The sequence below is a fragment of the Stenotrophomonas sp. T8 genome (genome assembly GCF_051853085.1).
GTDB classification, from domain to species: Bacteria; Pseudomonadota; Gammaproteobacteria; order Xanthomonadales; family Xanthomonadaceae; genus Stenotrophomonas; species Stenotrophomonas sepilia.
In genome coordinates this window covers 973,330-992,011 of the sequence record NZ_CP195329.1, presented here as the reverse complement: position 1 = coordinate 992,011, position 18,682 = coordinate 973,330, and the positions used below count along the sequence as shown (strand labels likewise).

Here is an 18,682-nt window from a genome sequence, read left to right as displayed (position 1 = left end):
GCGGATGACCATGTTCCCTGACGCCGTACCCGCCCCCGACCTGATGCACGCGCAGGCCTGCCTGATCGATGCCCTCTCGATGTCGCTGCAGATGCGCGACGCCTACACCCGCCACCACTGCGACCGCGTTGGCCTGCTCGCGCAGCGCCTGGCCACGCACTGCGATCTTGATGACGAGGCCCGTGCGCAGATCGGCCTGGCCGCGCGCTTCCATGACATCGGCAAGATCGGCATACCCGATGACGTGCTGCTGGCACCCCGCCGGCATACCGACGAGGAGCGCGCGATCATGCGCGAGCATCCGGTACGCGGCGAACACATCTTCCTGGCCACCGGCCGCAGCGACGCCTTGCCGGTGGCGCGGCTGATCCGCGCCCATCACGAGGCCTTCGATGGCAGCGGCTACCCCGATGGGCTGCGCGGCGAATCCATCCCGCTGGGCGCGCGCATCGTCACCATCGCCGATGCCTACGATGCGATGACCAGCGTGCGCCCGTATCGCGACGCGATGGAGCATGAGGCCGCATTGCGGATCATCGACGAGCAGGCCGGCGGGCTGGTGGATCCGTACGTGCTGCAACGCTTCCATCGCATGCTGGAGCGGGAACCGGCGCTGGCCTGAGATCGGCCGGGCAAACGAAAGGCCCGGCGTTCGCCGGGCCTTTCGCTCCACGCGTCACGGGTGATCGATTACCAGATCACCACACGCTTGTCGTCGGCGCGCACCATCGCATCACCCGCCTTGCACTGGAACGCCGCAGCGAAGGACGGCATGTTCGACGGCGCACCGTTGGCACGGAAGTTGGCCGGCGCGTGCGGATCGGTGTTCAGGCGCACGCGCAGCTCACCATCGGTGAAGTTGCGGCGCCACACGGTGGCCCAGTTCATGAAGAAACGCTGATCCTGGCTATAGCCGTCAACTTCGACATTGGCCTTCGGGTCTTCCTTCAGCGCCATCTGCAGCGCGTCATAGGCCACGGTCAGGCCGCCCAGGTCGCCGATGTTCTCGCCCAGGGTCAGCTTGCCCTTCACGAACACGCCCGGCACCGACTCGTAGCCGTCGAACTGCGCGACCAGCTGGTCGGTACGCTCGGTGAAGGCCTTGCGGTCGGCGTCCGTCCACCAGTTGTCGAAGTTGCCGTTGGCGGCGAACTGGCTGCCCGAGTCGTCGTAGCCGTGCATCATCTCGTGGCCGATGACTGCGCCGATGCCGCCGTAGTTCAGCGCCGGATCGGCCTTGGCGTCGAAGAACGGCGCCTGCAGGATCGCCGCCGGGAACACGATCTCGTTCTTGGTGGCGTTGTAGTACGCATTGACGGTCTGCGGCGTCATGCCCCACTCGGTCTTGTCCACCGGCTTGCCGATCTTGTCCAGCATGTGGCGGTAGTTGAACGCGCGTGCTGCCTGCATGTTGCCCAGGTAGCTGTCGCCGTTGGTCTGCAGGCCCGACCAGTCACGCCACTTGTCCGGGTAACCGATCTTCGGGGTGAAGCTGGCCCACTTTTCCAGTGCCTTCTTCCTGGTTTCCTCGCCCATCCACGGCAGCTGCTCCAGCCGCGCCTTCAATGCCTGCGACAGGTTCTCCACCAGGTGCTGCATGGCCACCTTCGACTCGGCCGGGAACACGGCGTCGACGTACAGCTGGCCCAAGGCTTCACCCATGCCACCGTTGACCGACTCCAGCACGCGCTTCCAGCGCGGCTGCATTTCCTTCTGGCCACGCAGGGTGGTGCCGTAGAAATCGAAGTTGGCCTTCTCGAACTGGCTGCTCAGGTACGGCGCGGCATCGTCGATGGTGTGGAAGCGCAGGTAGGCCTGCCAGGTGCTGGCCGGCACGTCGGCGAGCATTTTGTCCATTTCACCGAAGAAGCCCGGCTGGGCCAGCGAGAACTTCTGCGCGGCCGGTACCTTCAGGGTGTCGAACAGCGCGGTCCAGCTGAAGTTCGGGGTCAGCCTGTCGGCGTCGGCGGCGCTGAGCGGGTTGTAGCGCTTGGCCGGGTCACGCATTTCGATGCGCGACATCGAGGCCTTGGCCAGGCGGGTTTCGAAGGCCATCACGGCCTTGGCCTGCTCGGCGGCCTGCGCCGCGTCCACACCGGACAGGGTCAGCACCTGTGCGATGTAGGCCACGTAGGCGTCGCGGATCTTGGCCTGCGCATCGTCGAAGTAATAGCCCTTCTCCGGCAGGCCCAGGCCGCCCTGGCCGACATAGGCGATGACGTTGGCCGAATCCTTGTAGTCGGCATTGGCGAACAGCGAGAACAACACGCCCTTGCCTTCGGCCTGGCTGTCGCGCAGGTACTGGGTGATGGCGGCGGTGTCGTTCAGCGCGGTGATCTTGTCCAGCTGCGGCTGCAGCGGCGCCAGGCCGGCGGCTTCGATCTTGGCCTCGTCGTTGCCGGTCTTCCAGATGTCACCGATCTTGGCTTCCACCGAGCCGGCCTTGGCCTGGCTGGCGGCGGCCTGCTGCACCAGCGCGTGCTGCACTTCCAGCGAGCGCTCGCGCAGGATCTCGAAGCTGCCCCAGGTGGTCTGGTCGCCCGGCACCGGGTTGGCCTTCAGCCACTTGCTGTTGACGAAGCCATTGAGGTCGGTACAGGCCGAAATGGCCGGATCGAGGTCGGCGCTGTTGAGCGAGATCAGCGGCGTCTTGATCTGCGACAGGTCGAAGGCCGGCTTGGCGTCGGCACTGGCCGCCGGCGCGGTTTCGTTCTTGCCACAGGCGGCCAGCGAGGCAGCGATGGCGATGGTCAGGCCCAGCGGGACCAGGTTGCGGACGTTCATGAGGCTCTCCTGCGGGTAATTTCACAGGGTAGCCGGGGGCGTGAGGTTGGGGACCGGCCAAAGGTCACAGAGCGTCCTTCTGTAGAGTCGAGCCATGCTCGACTGCTCTCCGTTCCGGGTTCATGCTTCCTGCGGCAAAGGCCCAAAGCAGCCGAGCGTGGGCTCGGCTCTACAAAAAGAAGGGCCGGCTTGCGCCGGCCTTCTGTTTCTTATTTCGCCTTGCCCTGGTTGGCTACGGCTTCGGCGGCCTTGCGCGCCGCTTCCGGGTCGCCCAGGTAGCGGAACGACTGCACGGTCAGGTCATCGTTCAGTTCGAACAGCAGCGGGATGCCGGTCGGGATGTTCAGCTCGAGGATTTCCTCGCGCGAGACGTTGTTGAGGTACTTGTACAACGCACGCAGCGAGTTGCCGTGGGCGGTGACCAGCACGGTCTTGCCGTCCTTCAGCTGCGGCGCGATGGCGTCGTGCCAGTACGGCAGCACGCGGTCCAGGGTGGTGGCCAGCGATTCGGTGCCCGGCAGCGCGTTGCGGTCCAGGCCGGCGTAACGGCGGTCATGGATCGGGTGGCCCGGATCTTCCAGGTCCATCGGCGGCGGCGGGATGTCGTACGAACGACGCCACACCTTGACCTGCTCTTCGCCGTGCTTGGCAGCGGTCTCGGCCTTGTCCAGGCCCTGCAGGCCGCCGTAGTGGCGCTCGTTGAGGCGCCAGGACTTGTTCACCGGCAGCCAGTCCTGCTCCAGCTCGGCCAGCGCACCCTGCAGGGTGTGGATGGCGCGCTTCAGCACGGAGGTATGGGCGACGTCGAACTGCAGGCCTTCCTCGCGCATCAGGCGGCCGGCGGCGGCCGCTTCCCGGCGCCCCTGCTCGGTCAGGTCGACATCGACCCAGCCGGTGAAGCGGTTGTCCAGGTTCCACTGGCTCTGGCCATGGCGCAACAGTACGAGTCTACGGGTCACTGCAGGGTCTCCAACGCGAGGAAAGGCAGGCCGCCATTGTAGCCCCGGCGGCCGCTCACCGTGCCGTGGCGCCACGCATGCGATGCTGCAGCCAATGAATACGGTGATCGACCCCGGGCGCTGGGAAGGCAGCGTCACCGCCGCTCGAGCGCAACAGCTGCAGCTGGCCGGCCGCGTGGAACGCCAGGACCGCCTGCCACGCAAGGTGCGCTGGCTGGCCGGGCTGGACGTCGGATTCGAGGACAACGGTGCCATTACCCGCGCCGCGGCGGTGCTGCTGGATCCAAGGACGCTGCAGCCCGTGGCGCAGGAGATCGCGCGCATCCCCACGGTGATGCCCTATATCCCCGGCCTGCTCAGCTTCCGCGAGCTGCCGGCACTGCTGGCCGCACTGGCACTGCTGCCACGAACGCCGGACCTGGTGTTCGTCGATGGCCACGGCATCAGCCATCCACGCCGGCTGGGCGTCGCCGCGCATCTGGGCGTGGTCACCGATCTGCCGAGCATCGGCGTGGCGAAATCGAAACTGGTGGGAAGGTTCGTCGAACCGGGCGCCGAAGCTGGTGCGCATACACCGCTGCTGGATGGCGACGAGCAACTGGGCTGGGTGCTGCGCAGCAAGGTGCGCTGCAAGCCGCTGTTCGTGGCCGGTGGCCATCGGGTCAGTGCCGATACCGCGCTGGGCTGGGTGCAGCACACCCTGCGTGGCTATCGGCTGCCGGAGCCAACCCGGCTGGCGGATCGGCTGGCCTCGCGGCGGGACGAATAGCTGCGCCGGGCGTCTCCCGGCGCGCGCGTCATCTTCGATCAACGATGCACATGGCCACGATGGCCCTGCGCGTCCTCGCCGTGGTCGTGGCCCTCATGGCCCTCGTGTCCGCCGCCCTTGGCCGGCGCCGGCCCGCCACAGGCTTCGCCGCAGTGGTCCGCTTCGATCTGCAGTGTCACGTGCTCGATACCGAAGTCATCATGCAGGCGTCCGCCCAGCTCACGGCGCAGCGCATCGGCATCGGTGCCCTCGCGCATCACAATGTGCGCGGTCAGCGCCGGGGTGCTGGAAGCCAGCGCCCACACGTGCAGGTCATGCACGTCCAGGACTGCGGCGTGGCCGGACAGGCTGTCGCGCACCCTGTCCACGTCCATGCCCTTGGGCACGCCTTCCAGCAGTACGTTGATCGCCTCACGCATCAGTACGTAGGTACGCGGCAGCACCCACAGGCCGATCAGCACGGCCAGGATCGGGTCGATCGGTTTCCATCCGGTCCACTTGATCAACAATGCGCCCGCAATCACTGCCACCGAGCCGAGCATGTCGGCCCACACTTCCAGGTAGGCGCCCTTCACGTTGAGGCTCTCGCCACTGCCCGCCTGCAGCAGGCGCATCGAGATCAGGTTGATGACCAGGCCCGCAGCCGCGATCACCAGCATGCCGGAGGAGGCGATCTCCTGCGGCTGGCGGAAGCGGCCGACCGCCTCCCACAGGATGTAGGCGGCGACCACGAACAGCATGGCACCGTTGATCATCGCGCCCAACGCTTCCAGCCGTGCATAGCCGTAGGTGCGGCGCGCATCCGGCGGGCGCCGGCTCAACCGTACCGCGACCAGCGCGATCATCAGCGCCAGCGCATCGGTGGCCATGTGTGCGGCGTCGGACAACAGCGCCAGGCTGTTGGTCCAGAACGCGCCCACCACTTCGACGACGAGGAAGGTGGTGGTCAGGCCGAGTGCCCACCACAAGGGCTTCTCGTGGCGGATCTGGGATGGCAGGTGATCGTGGTCGTGGCCCATGGCAACAGCTCCTTTGCGATGCGGTGCAGGCTACGCGGTGCCGGCGGAGGAGACTATTACGATGTTTATAACATTGCAGGCCACACGAGCCCTCGTCGGGCATGGCCCGGCGAGGGCTGCAGATCGACGCCGGCCTGCGGTCAGAAGCCGAAGCGCAGGCTGGCCCAGTACGCGCGGCCCGGCTCGTTGTAGGTCGCCGCCCCGGCATCACTGCTGTTGGCCTCGCGGAACAGGCGCTTGTCGGCCAGGTTGTTCACGCCGAAGCCGAAGCTGACCGTCTCGGTCACCTTGTAGCGCGCGCTCACGCCCCAGATGTTGTACGCGCCACGATCCTGCAGCGCGATCGATGCATCGCAGCTGCCGGTGCAGCGCGGGTCGTTGTTGATGTTGGTCGTGGCCGGTTCCTGCTTGCCGTAGAAGGTGCCGGTCAGCAGCACGGACAGCCTGTCGGTGGCCTGCCAGTCCAGCATGGTGTTGATCGTGTACTTCGGGATCACCGACAACGGCTGGTGCGTGGTCTTGTTCTCGTTTTCCACCATGTAGGTGAAGTTGTTGCTCCACTTCAGGCGGTTGCCCTGCTCGCCCAGCAGCGGAATGACCAGGTTGCCTTCCAGCCCCTGCACGATCGCCTTCGGCGCGTTCTCCCAGCGGAAGATGCGGCCCTTGGTGTCGGCGGTCAGCCCGATCTGGGTGTAGCCGGCCTGGATCTTGTCCTTGTAATCGTTGTGGAAGTAGGTCAACGACGCCTGCCAGCCGCTCTGCGGTGCCCACTCGATGCCCAGTTCCTTGTTCAGGCTGGTTTCCGCCTTCAGGTCTGCGTTGCCGCGCATGTAGCAACCGGCGCCCAGGCTCGGCAGCGCATTCGGGCAGCCGTTGCCACGGGTGTAGTACAGATAGTCCGGATTCGACTGGTACAGGTTCGGCGCCTTGAACGCGCGGGCGATGCCGCCCTTCACCACCCAGTCGCTGTTGATGCGGAACTGCGCATTGAGGCTGGGGCTGGTGTTGTTGCCGAACTGGCTGTGGTGGTCAAAGCGCAGGCCCGGGGTAACGATCCAGCGCTCACCCAGGTAGATGTTGTCTTCCACGAACACCGCCGTGGTCTGCGCATCGGCCTTGCCGCGCGCACGATCGGCCGACAGCCCCGGGATGCCACCGCCGCTGCTGCTGGACTGGCTCATCGAATAAGGGTCGGTCAGCCGGCTGTCCAGGTATTCAAAGCCCAACGTCCAGATGTTCTCGGCGCCGCCCAGCGTGGTCGGGAAGCTCACTTCGCCATCCAGCTGGTAGTTGCGCAGGCGCGAGGTCGACCAGTCGGTGCCGTTGAAGCTGCCTTCCGGGCCACCGGCCAGGCCTTCGTTGATGCGCGAGTTGTTCACCGCTTCAACTGCAGCGGTCACCCGCGAGGTGACATCGCCCCAGCGGCCACGATGGGTGATCGCGCCGGTGTTGCGGTACATGCGGTTGGTTTCCGCCTTGCCGTCGGCCAGGGCGGCCAGATCGATGCCGGTCGAAGTGCCGGTGGTGCTGACCGCGCGGTCACCAGCATAGATGTTGCCCTGGCGGCTGGTGCCGGCCTCGAACTCGACCACCTGGTCGGCGGTCACGTCCCAGCGCAGCAGCGCGTTGATGTCGCGGTTCTTGACGCCCTCGCGGCCAGCCGGTGGCACTGCGTTCGGCTGGGTGGCGTACTGGCGGTTGAGATCGAGTGAATCGGCGTCGGTCTTGTTGAGGTTGCCGTACAGGCGGAACGACAGCGTGTCGGTCATCGGCCCACTCAGCTGCAGGCCGACGCGCTCGCTGCCACCTTCGGCGCTGTGTTCGGGCACCAGCCCGTACAGGTCGACCGCACCGGTCAGGTCGCCGGTCGGGCGCTTGGTGATGATGTTGACCACGCCACCGGAAGCACCGGAGCCATAGCGTGCCGCCGCCGGTCCGCGCAGCACTTCGATGCGCTCGATCATCTCCGCCGGCACCCAGTTGGTGTCGCCGCGCGTGTTGCGCTCGCCACTGCGGCCCATGCGCACGGCATCGCGCGCACCGATGCGCTTGCCGTCGACCAGGATCAGGGTGTTTTCCGGGCCCATGCCGCGCAGGTCGATCTGGCGGTTGTTGCCATACTGGCCCGAGGCGCTGTTGCCGGTGAGGTTGACGCCCGGCATGGTGCGCAGCAGTTCGGCGATGTCGTTGGCCGGTGGGCGCTTGGCGATGTCCTCGGCGGTGATGGTCGAGGTACCCAACGCCTGGCGGGCAATCTGCGAGGCGGTGACGTGCACCGTGTCGATATCGGTGGCGTCGGCTTCAGCCTGGGCGGTCAGGGCGCTGCCCGCCAGCAGGGCGGCAACGGCGAGCGCCAGCGGGCGCGGCGAGAGGACAACGGCAGGAGACATGATCTGGACCTTCTGGCAGGGCAACGGGGCCTCTGGCAAAGGGCTTGAGGCAACGACGAGGGGGAGGCGGAGCGTCGCTGCAGTCGCCTGCGGCCCGATCCGTGCGCGCATTCTCCCATCAATGCGAGTGATTCTCAAATGCGTTCGCTCATTGCTACCGCAGGCGTGATGTGGCCTGCGTGCCGGACGACGCTGCATCGCGCTTAAACTGGCCGGCTTGCCCACCATCAACCGCACGCCACCGCGGCCGATACCCGTGGTTTGCCGTACGCAGTCAGAGATCGACGTGGAACCACCCCAACTGGACGATGCCAGCCAGCCGCTGGCCGAGGCCTGGCAGCACTGCCTGCAACAGGCCGGCCCTGCCGCCACCGCGCTGCTGCACGCCGCCGCAACCGATGCCCCGCCGGCGCTGGCCCAACGCTTCTACGAAGTGCTGTTGCAGGACGGGCGTGCACGCCGCTTCCTGTCCCACGATCAGGTCAAGCAACGCCTGCAACCGGCCATGCAGCGCTGGCTGGTGCAGCTGCTGAGCACCGATGCCGACGGCATTGCCGCCACCGTTGCCTCGCAACGGGTGATCGGCGATGTGCATGCCCGGGTCGGCATTCCGGTCGACCTGGTCACCCGCGGCGCGCGCGTACTCAAGCACGAGCTGTTCGTGCGCCTGCGCGACGACGCGCCCGACAGCGCCACCGCGTTCGCCGCCATCGACTGCCTCAGCGCGATCATGGACATCGCCATGGAAGGCATGACCCTGGCCTACACCCATGCACGTGAGCGCTCCACCCGCGCCGATGCTGCCTACCGGTTGTTCTCGCTGGTGCAGAATGTCGGTACTGAACGCGAGCGCCAGCGTGCACTGCTGCTGGACTGGGAGAACGCCCTGCTGTACGCACTCGCCGGCCACGTGCAGGCCAGCGAAAGCGCCAGCCTGGCGACCTCGGAATTCGGCCTGTGGTTCACCCACAAGGGCATCCCCAGCTTCGGCGAGAGCAGCGAAACCCAGCAGGTCGGCCAACTGATGGCCCGCATCGACGGCAACCTGCAGCGGGCAAACCATGACACCCCGGCGCAGCGACTGGCGGTGCTGCCGGCCATCCGCGAGGACCTGGCCGCCATCCGTACCCTGATGACGCTGTTGTTCGAACGCATCGGTGAACTGGATGCCGGCAGCGATGCTCTGACCAACCTGCTCAACCGCCGCTTCCTGCCTACCGTGCTGCGCAGGGAGATCGAGCTGGCCACGCGCAACCGCACGCCGTTCTCGCTGCTGCTGCTCGACCTGGATCACTTCAAGGCGATCAACGACGGCCACGGCCACGATGCCGGCGACCGCGCGTTGCAGCACGTGGCCGGCCTGCTCGGCCAGCTGACCCGCGGCAGCGACTACCTGTTCCGCTACGGCGGCGAGGAGTTCGTGGTGGTGCTGGTTGCCGCCAGTGAGTCACAGGCCTCGGTGATCGCCGAGAGCCTGCGCCGGCAGATCGCGCAGTCGCCAGTGGCATTGGCCAACGGCCAGGTTCTGTCGCTGACTGCCAGCATCGGCGTGGCCGGCCATGATGGCCACCCGGACTACGAACGCTTGATGGCACGTGCCGACGCGGCGATGTACGAGGCCAAGCGCAGCGGCCGCAACCGCGTGGTGGTGGCCAGCGCCGACCTGCAGGAAGCGCCGGGGCGGCGCGCGTTGCAGCGCTGAACTGGCGGAAATGAAGAATCCCGGTGGCGGATAGAGTCGACTGTTAGTACTACCGCGCGCAGCGCGGAGCTTTTCGCCGTCGGAACGAGGAGCAGTCGACTAACAGTCGACTCTACCGATTCGCGCGGCAGCCGCTGCTTTCACCGCCCGCCTCCGCCACGCTGCCCACCACAGCAGCGCCAGCAGTGCGATGCCGGCGCCCAGCAGGCACACGGCAGGCCAGCCGTGCCGGGCCTGCACCCAGGGCCCGGCAGCCGCACCGGCACCACTACCCACCGCATAGAAGAGCATGTAAAGCGCCACCAGGCGTCCATGCTGCTCGCCCGGCGCGCGCAGCAGCAGCGCCTGGTTCGAGACATGCAGCGCCTGCCCACCCAGATCGAGCACGATCACGCCCAGCAGCAGCAACGACAGCGACTGCGGCAGGCCCAGCAGCGGCCACCACGCGACCAGCATCAACAGCAGCGCGCCAAGACTGACCCGATCGGCAAAACCGCGGTCCATCCAGTGCCCGACCCGCGACGCCATCAATGCACCTGCCACCCCAGCCAGGCCGAGCGCACCGATGGCCGCAGTGGACCACTGCAGCGGTGGGGCCGACAGCGGCAAGGGGGCCGCCGCCCAGAACACGTTGAGTCCGGCATACAGCAGCAACGCCAGTGGACCGCGCTCGCGCAGCGTTCGATCCCGGCGCAGCATGCCCAGCATCGAGCCGATCAGGTCGCGCCAACGCGGCGGCACCACGGGTATCGGCACCGCCGGCAGGCGCCGCCACAGCAGTACGGCCAGGGTCGCCATCAGCGCTGCCGACAGCAGATAGACTGCTTGCCAGCCGGCAATGGCCGCCACCGTGCCGGACAGCACGCGCGCCAGCAGCAACCCGATGAACACCCCGCCCTGCACCACCCCCACCACGCGCCCGCGCTGCGCGGCCGGAGCCATCGCTGCCGTGTAGGCGATCAAGCCTTGGGTCAGCGCGGTGCCCAACAGCCCGGCCAGCAGCAGGCCCGACAACAGCCAACCGGCCGTGCGTGCCGCTGCCAGCCACAGCAGGGCCGCGACCAGTGCCGCCAGCTGCAGCCGCAGCAGGTGCCGCCGGTCACCGCGATCAGCCAGCGGCAACAACCCGAGCAATGCCAGCACGCTGCCGGCCTGGGTCGCGGCCAGCACCGCGCCGGCAACCGCCCGCTCCAGCGCGAAGGCGTGTGCAAGCTGATCCAGCAGCGGCTGCGCGTAATAGACGTTGGCAACGCTGGCGCCGGCGGCAACCGCAAGCAGCACCAGCAGGGGGCGTGGAATCGGCATGGCATTCGTCATCTGGTTTCATATTGAAACCAGATGCAGGCTAGCTACTTTGGTTTTAAACTGCAACCACATAGGACGGAGACCGCCATGCACGCAGACAGCCCCTGCCCCGTTGCCCGCAGCGCCGACCTGCTCGGTGATCGCTGGGCACTGCTGGTGATCCGCGATGCCTTCGACGGCGTCAGCCGCTTCGGCGACTTCCAGCGCAGCCTGGGCGCCGCCCGCAACATCCTCAGCGATCGCCTGCGCAGGCTGGTCGAGGCCGGCATCCTGCAACTGCAACCGGCCTCCGACGGCTCGGCCTACCAGGAATACGTGCTCACCGCCGCGGGCCAGGCGCTGTTCCCGGTGCTGGTCGCGCTGCGCCAATGGGGTGAACGCCATCGCTTCGACGCGGGCGAGGCTCATTCGCAGCTGATCGAATCCAGCACGCGGCGACCGCTGCCGTACATGCAGCCGCGCGGGCGCGACGGTCGGCCCCTGCAGGCCGCCGCCACCCGTGTGCGCAAGCTCAGGGACGACGGGCACAGCGCCTGACCCGCCCATTCGCGCACACCGCGACCCGGTCGCGCCGGTTAGCATCGGATGTTTCCGCCGCCGGACAACGACGATGTCGCGCTATCGCTCTTCCCTGATGACCGCCCTGCTGCTGCCGTTGCTGGCCTGCAGCGCCGGAACCACGCAGGCCCGCGAGGTTGCCGCGCCCGCCGACCACGTGCAGGCCGATGGCCCCTATGTGTTCCGCCAGGGCGACCGGGTGCAGGCCAAGTGGATCTGCGCCGACAAGGTCGAATCGCGCACGCTTGCCTCCGGGGCAACAGGGACCGATATCGCACCGCGCTGCGGCTACGAACACACCGTGCATGTGGCTGCGCCGAATGCAGCCTCGGTCTCGGTGCTGCCGGCCACACCGCGCATCGTCGCGCTGTCCGACATTCACGGCCAGTACGGGTTGCTGGTGCGCCTGCTGCGTGCCCATCACGTGATCGACGCGGAGGATCGCTGGGCGCTGGGCAAGGACACGCTGGTCATCGCCGGCGACGTGTTCGACCGCGGCCCGCAGGTGACCGAGGCGTTCTGGCTGCTCTACGGCCTGCAGCAGCAGGCGGCCGCCGCCGGTGGCGCCGTGCACTTCGTGCTCGGCAACCACGAAACCATGGTGCTGTACGACGACCTGCGCTACGTCAACCCCAAGTACCTGCGCAGCGCCCAGCTGCTGGGCCGCAGCTACCCGCAGCTGTATGGCGCCGACTCGGTGATCGGGCAGTGGCTGCGCACCCGACCGGTACTGCTGAAGATCGGCGATACCCTGTTCCTGCACGGCGGCATCTCGCCCGAGGCGGTGCAGCTGGCGCTGGACCCGGCACGCACCAACGCGGCCTACCAGGCCTCGCTGGGCCTGCCCAAGGCCGAAGTGAAGGCCGACCCGGCCACCGCACCGCTGTATGACGGCAAGACCAGCCCGATCTGGTACCGCGGCTATTTCGATGGCCGCCTTGACACCGCGGGTGTGCAGGCCGTGCTCGACCGCCTGCAGCTCAAGCGCATCGTGGTCGGCCATACGTCGATGCCACACGTCAGCAGCTTCCACGGCGACCGCGTGATCGCCATCGACAGCAGCATCAAGAACGGCGAGAACGGCGAACTGCTGTTCATCGAGGAGGGCAAGCTCAGCCGTGGCCTGCTGGATGGCTCCCGGATGCCGCTGGCGCTGGGTGAGCCGGGGCTGCAGGACTGAATGGAGGGACAGCGTGACGGCGCCGGGAGGTGCCGGCGCGCTCCACCTTCACCCGGTTTGCGGCTACCCTTCGGCAGCCGAGAGGCCCGCCCCGTCCAGCCGGTGGGCCTGACCGTTACAGGAGCCCCGCGCATGCGCGTTCTGATTGCTGAAGACGACCCGGACATCGCCTCCGGCCTGTGCGCCTCGCTGCGCCGGCAGGGGCACGTGGTCGACCACGTCGACAACGGTGCGCACGCCGATGCAGCACTGGGCTCGACCCAGTATGCACTGCTGGTGCTGGACCTGGGGCTGCCGCAACTGGATGGCCGCGACGTGCTGCAACGACTGCGCCAGCGTGGCGATGGCCTGGCGGTGCTGGTGGTGACCGCGCGTGACGGCCTGGCCGAGCGGGTGCGCGTGCTCGACCTCGGTGCCGACGACTACCTGGTCAAGCCGTTCGCACTGGATGAATTCGAAGCCCGCGTGCGTGCACAGCTGCGGCGGGTCACCAGCAATGGCAATCCGGACCTGCGCATCGGCCGCTTGCGCCTGGACCTGGCCGGGCACCGTGTATGGATCGACGACCAATCACTTGAACTGACCGCACGCGAGTTCGGCCTGCTGTCGGCGCTGGCGGTGCGTGCAGAGCGCATCGTGTCACGCGCGCAACTGGTGGAAGCGCTGTGCGACTGGGGCCAGGACCTGACCGACAACGGCCTGGACATCGCCCTGCACCGCCTGCGCCGCAAGCTGCAGCCGGGCGGCATGGGCATCCGCACCGTGCGCGGGCTGGGCTACATGCTGGAAGATGCGCAGGACGACAGCGCCCCGTGATCAGTGGACCGCCCAGCCTGCGCCGGCGCCTGCTCGCCTTCCTGGCGTTGCCGATGCTGGGCCTTCTCACCTTCAATACGATCCTGGCCTATTACGTTGCGCTGGACTATTCCAACCGCATCCACGACCGCAACCTGATCGACGACACGCACTCGTTCGCGCAGATGCTGAGCACCATGCCGGTGACCAGCGACCTGTCTCCGCAGGCGCGCTTCCTGATCGAGTACGAACCCGACGGCCATCGCTATTTCAACGTCGACAGCAGCCGCCAGGGGACGCTCAGCGGCAATGCAGATTTCAGTGCCTACGCGCCTTCGCAGGAATGCACCGGCGTGGACCCCACCCTGTACGATGGCATTCTCAACGGCCAGCCGGTGCGCATGGCCACCGTCTGCACGCGTGCGATGAACGATCCGCAGGACCAGCTGGCGGTGACCGTGGCCGAAAGCATGGCCGAACGACGCCAGCGCGCGCGCGAGATCCTGATGATCATCATCCCGCTGATGACCATGCTGGCGCTGGGCACTGCCGCGCTGGTCTGGTTCGGGGTGACCCATGGCCTGCGCATCCTGACCCCGCTGAGGACCCGCCTGGCACAGCGCCGCGGCGAACTGGCGCCGATCTCCGACGCCGACGTGCCGGAGGAAATCCAGCCACTGATCAGCACCATCGACGATCTGTTTGCCCGCCAGGCGGAAATGATCACCCTGCAGAACCGTTTCATCGCCGACGCCGCGCACCAGCTGCGCTCGCCGTTGGCCGGCATGGCCCTGCACGTGGACCAGGCACTGGCGCATGGCGACCCGGACACGGTGCGCGAGGCACTGCAGCACATCCGCCGGCTCAACCAGCGCACCGCGCGGGTCAGCACCCAGCTGCTGGCGCTGAGCCGGGCCCAGACCGTGCCGGAGACGGTGGAGGCACTGGACCTGTGCGAACGGGTGCCGCAGTGGGTCGGTACACGCGTGCCTGAAGCGATCCGCGATGGCATCGATCTGGGTTACCGCGGCAGCCCCCAGCCGCTGCGCGTGCTCGGCAACGGTGCCCAGCTGCAGGAAGCACTGGACAACCTGATCGACAATGCGCTGCGCTATGCCGGCCGCGATGCGACCGTTACCGTCGGCGTGCACGCGCTGGATGACAACGACGTCGAACTGTACGTGGAGGACAACGGGCCCGGCGTACCCGAGGACGTGATGCCGCGGCTGGGCGAGCGCTTCTTCCGCGCCCCCGGCACCACCGCCAGCGGCACCGGCCTGGGCCTGGCCATCGCCCACGAGGCGGTGGAGCACTTCGGCGGGCGCCTGACCTTCCTCAACCGCCCCGGCGGCGGGCTCAAGGTCGCCATCACGCTGCCGCTGCTGAAGGGCCCCTGACCCGGACCGGGGCGCTGAAAGGCTGGCGAAAATCGCGGTTGCGATCCTGACCCTCCCCACTGCCGTCCCGGAGCCGCCAGGTGACCGACTCGCACGACTTCTTCCTCCCCGGTGGCCCGCAGGGCGTGCTGCTGGTCCACGGCCTGACCGGTACCCCGGCGGAAATGCGCATGCTGGGCAAAGGGCTGAACAACGCCGGCTTCACCGTACACGGCGTGCAGCTGCCCGGCCATTGCGGCACCGTGGATGACCTGCTGGCGACCACCTGGGAACAGTGGTACCAGGGCGTGGAAGATGCGGCGGCAAGCCTGCGCGGCAAGGTCGACCAGCTGTTCGTCGGTGGCCTGTCGATGGGCGCGGTGCTGTCGCTGGCACTTGCTGCTCGACGACCGGACTGGGTGTCCGGCGTCGGCGTGTATGGCGCCACGTTCCGCTACGACGGCTGGAACATACCCACCGTCGCCCGCCTCTCGTTCCTGCTGCCGTGGTTCAAGCGCTTCAACATCGGCCGCGACCGCATGTTCATGGAAGAACCGCCGTACGGCCTGCGCGACGAGCGCCTGCGTGCGCAGGTCAGCGCCGCCATGCTGTCCGGCGACAGCGCGGCGGCCGGCCTTCCGGGCAATCCCTGGCACGCGCTGGCCGAGATGCGGGCGCTGAGCAACTGGACCCGCCGCCACCTGCACCAGGTCACCGCCCCGTGCCTGGTGATGCACGCGCGCGAAGACGACGTGGCCAGCATGGGCAATGCCGAACTGGTGATGTCGCGGGTCAGTGGCCCGAAGGAACTGGTGGTGCTGGAGGACAGCTACCACATGATCACGATCGACCGCGAACGCCGCGAGGTGATCCGCCGCAGCGCACGCTTCTTCACCGGGATCGGTGAACGCAGCGGCGTCCTCAAGGCGGTGGCCTGAGATGGGGGCACTTGCCACGCTGCTGTGGCTGGCCAATGTCGTGCTCGATACCGGTGGCCAGCTCGCCTTCAAGGCCGCCGCCAGCGACCCGCAGGAGGGCGAGGGACTGCAGCGCTGGAAGCACATGCTCAGCCGCCCCTGGCTGTGGATCGGCATCGCCTGTTACGTGCTTGAGTTCGTCGCCTGGATCGCCTTCCTGTCACTGGTTCCGCTGTCCAAGGGCGTGCTGCTGGGCTCGATCAACATCGTGGCGCTGATGATCGCCGGCCGCATCCTGTTCCGCGAGAAGCTCACGCCATTGCGGGTGACCGGGATGCTGCTGGTCACCGCGGGCGTGGCAGTGGTGGGGGCCGGCTCGTGAGGCGCCTGTATGTGATCGGCTTCCCCCTGCTGATGGCCTTCGACACCCTGGCCCAGCTGTGCTTCAAGTACGCCGGCGATGCTGCGCTGCCGGTCGAGGCCAACACCACCTGGCTGCTGCGCGTGCTGTCGCAACCATGGGTGTACGGCGCCATCCTGGGCTACGTGGGTGCATTCTTCACCTGGATGAGCCTGCTGCGGCATGCACCGATCGGCCCGGCGTTCGCGGCCTCGCACCTGGAGGTCATCAGCGTACTGCTGCTCTCGGCGTGGCTGCTGAAAGAGCCTCTCACCCTGCACCACCTGGTCGGTGCGGTGCTGATCGTGGCCGGCATCGTCTGCCTCGCCCGCGCGGAAGCGGACGACCCGCACAGTCCCACCGAAAACGCTTCGTGAGCGCGTTGCGATGAGCCTGTTCGCGCGCGAACTGCCACCGACCGCCGGCCTGCCGATGCAGGCCACCGACTTCCTTCCCGGTGGCGGTGACCTGCGCGGGATCCTGGCCAACCAGCTGGGCACGCCGCCGCTGCAGCTGACCTGTTCCGGCACGCACGCGCTGCTGATCGCCCTGCGCACCCTGCGCAAGCGCGCGCCCAGGCGCGACACGGTGATCATGCCGGCCTACACCTGCCCGCTGGTGCCGATCGCGGTGCACAGCCTCGGCCTGCGCGTGCAGCTGTGCGATACCCGGCGCGGCCACTTCGACTTCGATCCCGGCCAGCTCGAACGGTTGGCCGATGCGCGTACGTTGGCCATCCTGCCGACCCACCTCGGCGGTCGCATCGCCGATGTCGAACGGGCCTGCGACATCGCCCGCAGCGCCGGCGCCTGGGTCATCGAAGATGCCGCACAGGCGCTGGGCGCACGGGTGGGCAACAGCAGTGTCGGCCTGCGTGGCGACATCGGATTCTTCAGCCTGGCCGCCGGCAAGGGGCTGAGCCTGCACGAAGGCGGCCTGCTGGTCAGCCGCGATGACGAACTGCGCGCCGAACTGGCCGAGCATGCCGCCGAACACGTGCGCTTCAACCTGCGCTGGGAGCTGCTTCGCAGTGTGCAGCTGCTTGGCCTTGCCGCCTGCTATCGCCCCTCGCTGCTGTCGCTGGTGTACGGCAATCCGCTGCGCAACGCACTGCAGCGTGGCGATCTGGAAGACGCGGTCGGTGATGTTTTCCCGCTGGACATACCGCAGCACCGGGTCAGTCGATGGCGACAGAACATCGGTGCCCATGCCGCGCGGCGATTGCCGGCGTTCCTGCAGGCCGGGCGCCTGCGCGCACTGCAGTTGCGCGTGCAGCTGGCACAACTGCCAGCGGTGGAGGTGGTCGATGGCCTGGCCGGCACCGGCGGCACCTGGCCGATGCTGATGCTGCTGCTGCCCAGCCAGCGCGCGCGCGATGCCGCGCTGGACGACCTGTGGCCGCGCGGCCTCGGTGCCAGCCGCATGTTCATCCATGCCCTGCCCGACTACGCCTACCTGCGTGGCATCGTGCCGCAGGAGGACGTGCCCAATGCACGTGACTTCGCCGCACGCATGCTCACCCTTGGCAACAGCGCCTGGCAGACCCGTGAGGAGACGGCCGAAATACTGCAGGTCCTGGCCCGTGTCTGACCCGCACATGCATGCGTGGCCTGCGCGCCGGGCATTCATCCATGCATCTTCCTGAACGCTTTCCCAGCCCGTAAAAAAAGCCTTTCAACAGGAAAGGAACGAGAAAGGCGGCCTGCCTACATTGAGCCTGCCCCGGCATCGTGCCGGACGCTTCTTTCATCGACGGACCTGCCCATGCGCTGGAGCATCCTGTGTGACTTCGACGGCACCATCAGCCTCGAAGATGTCATCGACTCGCTGCTGGAAAAGTACGGCCAGCCGGGCTGGCAGGAACTGGAAGACCAGTGGAAGGCGGGAAAGATCGGCTCGCGTGAATGCATGCAGGGCCAGGTGCGGCTGCTGAAGCTGGACCCGGCCACGCTCGATGCCCATCTGGACCAGGTGCAGATCGATCCGGGCTTCGCCGCCTTTGTCAGCCGTGCCGGACAGCTGGGCGTTCCGCTGCGCATCGTCAGTGACGGCCTGGACTATGCGATCCATCGCATTCTCGCCAACCACGGCCTGGCGCAGCTGCCGGTGGTGGCCAACCACCTGCGCTGGTGCGATGACCACTGGGAACTGGAATCGCCCTACCAGGCCGAAGGCTGCCGCAGTGGCACCTGCAAATGCACCTGCGCCGCGCAGGCGCGCGCCAACGAAGCACCGCGCGTGCTGATGATCGGCGACGGCAGTTCGGATTTCTGCGTATCCGAAGATGCCGACTTCGTGTTCGCCAAGCGCCGCCTGATCACCCATTGCACCCATGCCGGCATCGAGCATGCCGCCATCGACACCTTCCACGACGCAATCGCACTGCTGCCGCGCTTGCTCGATGGCAGCCTGCTGCAGCCACGTCGTCTCGACGCCAGCCCGCAGCCCGCCGCACTGCCCCTGCTGCTGGCCACCGCCTGAGCACTCCCTTCCAGGCGCGCTCCCCTGTTACCCCTTTCGAACGTCCT

17 protein-coding genes are annotated in these 18,682 nt (G+C 67.6%); 12 read left to right on the top strand and 5 right to left on the bottom strand.

The window, feature by feature from the left end; translation table 11 throughout:
* Positions 1 to 4: 4 nt before the first annotated feature.
* Positions 5 to 622 carry an HD-GYP domain-containing protein gene (locus ACSDHM_RS04665; protein ID WP_088496912.1) on the top strand — a complete coding sequence of 206 codons (618 nt, stop codon included), beginning with the start codon at positions 5 to 7 and terminating at the stop codon, positions 620 to 622.
* 68 nt (positions 623 to 690) lie between these two features.
* Here the strand turns inward: ACSDHM_RS04665 and ACSDHM_RS04660 are convergent, their stop codons facing one another.
* On the bottom strand, positions 691 to 2,784 hold the full coding sequence (locus ACSDHM_RS04660) for a M13 family metallopeptidase (protein ID WP_088496911.1): 2,094 nt from the start codon (positions 2,782 to 2,784) through the stop codon (positions 691 to 693).
* A 209-nt stretch (positions 2,785 to 2,993) separates the two neighbouring features.
* Positions 2,994 to 3,743, bottom strand: a complete 750-nt coding sequence (gpmA, locus tag ACSDHM_RS04655) for a 2,3-diphosphoglycerate-dependent phosphoglycerate mutase (RefSeq protein ID WP_005415787.1) — start codon at positions 3,741 to 3,743, stop codon at positions 2,994 to 2,996.
* 94 nt (positions 3,744 to 3,837) lie between these two features.
* Between gpmA and nfi the strand changes: the two genes are divergently transcribed.
* On the top strand, positions 3,838 to 4,512 hold the full coding sequence (gene nfi / locus ACSDHM_RS04650) for a deoxyribonuclease V (RefSeq protein ID WP_227836645.1): 675 nt from the start codon (positions 3,838 to 3,840) through the stop codon (positions 4,510 to 4,512).
* Between the two features lie 38 nt (positions 4,513 to 4,550).
* On the opposite strand, the gene ACSDHM_RS04645 is transcribed toward nfi, so the two are convergent.
* Both ACSDHM_RS04645 and ACSDHM_RS04640 read right to left on the bottom strand, forming a co-directional pair.
* Positions 4,551 to 5,531 (bottom strand): cation diffusion facilitator family transporter, encoded by a 981-nt coding sequence (locus ACSDHM_RS04645; RefSeq protein WP_065179784.1) that lies wholly within the window; start codon positions 5,529 to 5,531, stop codon positions 4,551 to 4,553.
* A gap of 140 nt (positions 5,532 to 5,671) precedes the next feature.
* Entirely contained in the window at positions 5,672 to 7,921 is a 2,250-nt protein-coding gene (locus ACSDHM_RS04640; protein WP_088496951.1) for a TonB-dependent siderophore receptor, read from the bottom strand.
* Positions 7,922 to 8,207: 286 nt separating this feature from the next.
* Between ACSDHM_RS04640 and ACSDHM_RS04635 the strand changes: the two genes are divergently transcribed.
* Complete coding sequence (locus tag ACSDHM_RS04635; protein ID WP_439426695.1) at positions 8,208 to 9,623, top strand: diguanylate cyclase; 1,416 nt, start codon at positions 8,208 to 8,210, stop codon at positions 9,621 to 9,623.
* Positions 9,624 to 9,722: 99 nt separating this feature from the next.
* Here ACSDHM_RS04635 and ACSDHM_RS04630 read toward each other — a convergent pair whose 3' ends face one another.
* Positions 9,723 to 10,940, bottom strand: coding sequence for an MFS transporter (locus tag ACSDHM_RS04630; protein ID WP_438914697.1), 1,218 nt, complete (start codon positions 10,938 to 10,940; stop codon positions 9,723 to 9,725).
* Positions 10,941 to 11,015: 75 nt separating this feature from the next.
* Between ACSDHM_RS04630 and ACSDHM_RS04625 the strand changes: the two genes are divergently transcribed.
* From ACSDHM_RS04625 to ACSDHM_RS04585, 9 genes are all read left to right on the top strand, one after another.
* The gene (locus tag ACSDHM_RS04625) at positions 11,016 to 11,465 is read left to right on the top strand and encodes a winged helix-turn-helix transcriptional regulator (protein ID WP_111202235.1); all 450 of its coding nucleotides are present in this window, start codon (positions 11,016 to 11,018) and stop codon (positions 11,463 to 11,465) included.
* A 73-nt stretch (positions 11,466 to 11,538) separates the two neighbouring features.
* Positions 11,539 to 12,666: a metallophosphoesterase gene (locus tag ACSDHM_RS04620; RefSeq protein ID WP_252745352.1), complete on the top strand. Its 1,128-nt coding sequence runs from the start codon at positions 11,539 to 11,541 to the stop codon at positions 12,664 to 12,666.
* A gap of 132 nt (positions 12,667 to 12,798) precedes the next feature.
* Positions 12,799 to 13,482 (top strand): response regulator, encoded by a 684-nt coding sequence (locus ACSDHM_RS04615; RefSeq protein WP_008265770.1) that lies wholly within the window; start codon positions 12,799 to 12,801, stop codon positions 13,480 to 13,482.
* Positions 13,479 to 14,858, top strand: a complete 1,380-nt coding sequence (locus ACSDHM_RS04610; RefSeq protein ID WP_188241161.1) for an ATP-binding protein — start codon at positions 13,479 to 13,481, stop codon at positions 14,856 to 14,858. Before ACSDHM_RS04615 ends, ACSDHM_RS04610 begins: the two co-directional genes overlap by 4 nt.
* Before the next feature lie 80 nt (positions 14,859 to 14,938).
* On the top strand, positions 14,939 to 15,775 hold the full coding sequence (locus ACSDHM_RS04605; protein ID WP_439426694.1) for an alpha/beta hydrolase: 837 nt from the start codon (positions 14,939 to 14,941) through the stop codon (positions 15,773 to 15,775).
* Between the two features lies 1 nt (position 15,776).
* Positions 15,777 to 16,136 (top strand): EamA family transporter, encoded by a 360-nt coding sequence (locus ACSDHM_RS04600; RefSeq protein ID WP_021202495.1) that lies wholly within the window; start codon positions 15,777 to 15,779, stop codon positions 16,134 to 16,136.
* On the top strand, positions 16,133 to 16,531 hold the full coding sequence (locus ACSDHM_RS04595; protein ID WP_134970296.1) for a DMT family transporter: 399 nt from the start codon (positions 16,133 to 16,135) through the stop codon (positions 16,529 to 16,531). Before ACSDHM_RS04600 ends, ACSDHM_RS04595 begins: the two co-directional genes overlap by 4 nt.
* Positions 16,532 to 16,541: 10 nt before the next feature.
* The gene (locus ACSDHM_RS04590) at positions 16,542 to 17,744 is read left to right on the top strand and encodes a DegT/DnrJ/EryC1/StrS family aminotransferase (protein ID WP_439426693.1); all 1,203 of its coding nucleotides are present in this window, start codon (positions 16,542 to 16,544) and stop codon (positions 17,742 to 17,744) included.
* A gap of 174 nt (positions 17,745 to 17,918) precedes the next feature.
* The gene (locus ACSDHM_RS04585; protein ID WP_061479536.1) at positions 17,919 to 18,635 is read left to right on the top strand and encodes an MtnX-like HAD-IB family phosphatase; all 717 of its coding nucleotides are present in this window, start codon (positions 17,919 to 17,921) and stop codon (positions 18,633 to 18,635) included.
* Positions 18,636 to 18,682: the final 47 nt, after the last annotated feature.

Excerpts from the sequence above, each read along its gene's own strand:
- nfi (WP_227836645.1), top strand. The coding sequence starts at position 3,838 with ATGAATACGGTGATCGACCCCGGGCGCTGGGAAGGCAGCGTCACCGCC.
- ACSDHM_RS04625 (WP_111202235.1), top strand. The coding sequence starts at position 11,016 with ATGCACGCAGACAGCCCCTGCCCCGTTGCCCGCAGCGCCGACCTGCTC.
- ACSDHM_RS04660 (WP_088496911.1), bottom strand. The coding sequence starts at position 2,784 with ATGAACGTCCGCAACCTGGTCCCGCTGGGCCTGACCATCGCCATCGCT.
- ACSDHM_RS04615 (WP_008265770.1), top strand. The coding sequence starts at position 12,799 with ATGCGCGTTCTGATTGCTGAAGACGACCCGGACATCGCCTCCGGCCTG.
- ACSDHM_RS04645 (WP_065179784.1), bottom strand. The coding sequence starts at position 5,531 with ATGGGCCACGACCACGATCACCTGCCATCCCAGATCCGCCACGAGAAG.
- ACSDHM_RS04590 (WP_439426693.1), top strand. The coding sequence starts at position 16,542 with ATGAGCCTGTTCGCGCGCGAACTGCCACCGACCGCCGGCCTGCCGATG.
- ACSDHM_RS04640 (WP_088496951.1), bottom strand. The coding sequence starts at position 7,921 with ATGTCTCCTGCCGTTGTCCTCTCGCCGCGCCCGCTGGCGCTCGCCGTT.
- ACSDHM_RS04665 (WP_088496912.1), top strand. The coding sequence starts at position 5 with ATGACCATGTTCCCTGACGCCGTACCCGCCCCCGACCTGATGCACGCG.
- ACSDHM_RS04630 (WP_438914697.1), bottom strand. The coding sequence starts at position 10,940 with ATGACGAATGCCATGCCGATTCCACGCCCCCTGCTGGTGCTGCTTGCG.
- ACSDHM_RS04620 (WP_252745352.1), top strand. The coding sequence starts at position 11,539 with ATGTCGCGCTATCGCTCTTCCCTGATGACCGCCCTGCTGCTGCCGTTG.
- ACSDHM_RS04600 (WP_021202495.1), top strand. The coding sequence starts at position 15,777 with ATGGGGGCACTTGCCACGCTGCTGTGGCTGGCCAATGTCGTGCTCGAT.
- ACSDHM_RS04585 (WP_061479536.1), top strand. The coding sequence starts at position 17,919 with ATGCGCTGGAGCATCCTGTGTGACTTCGACGGCACCATCAGCCTCGAA.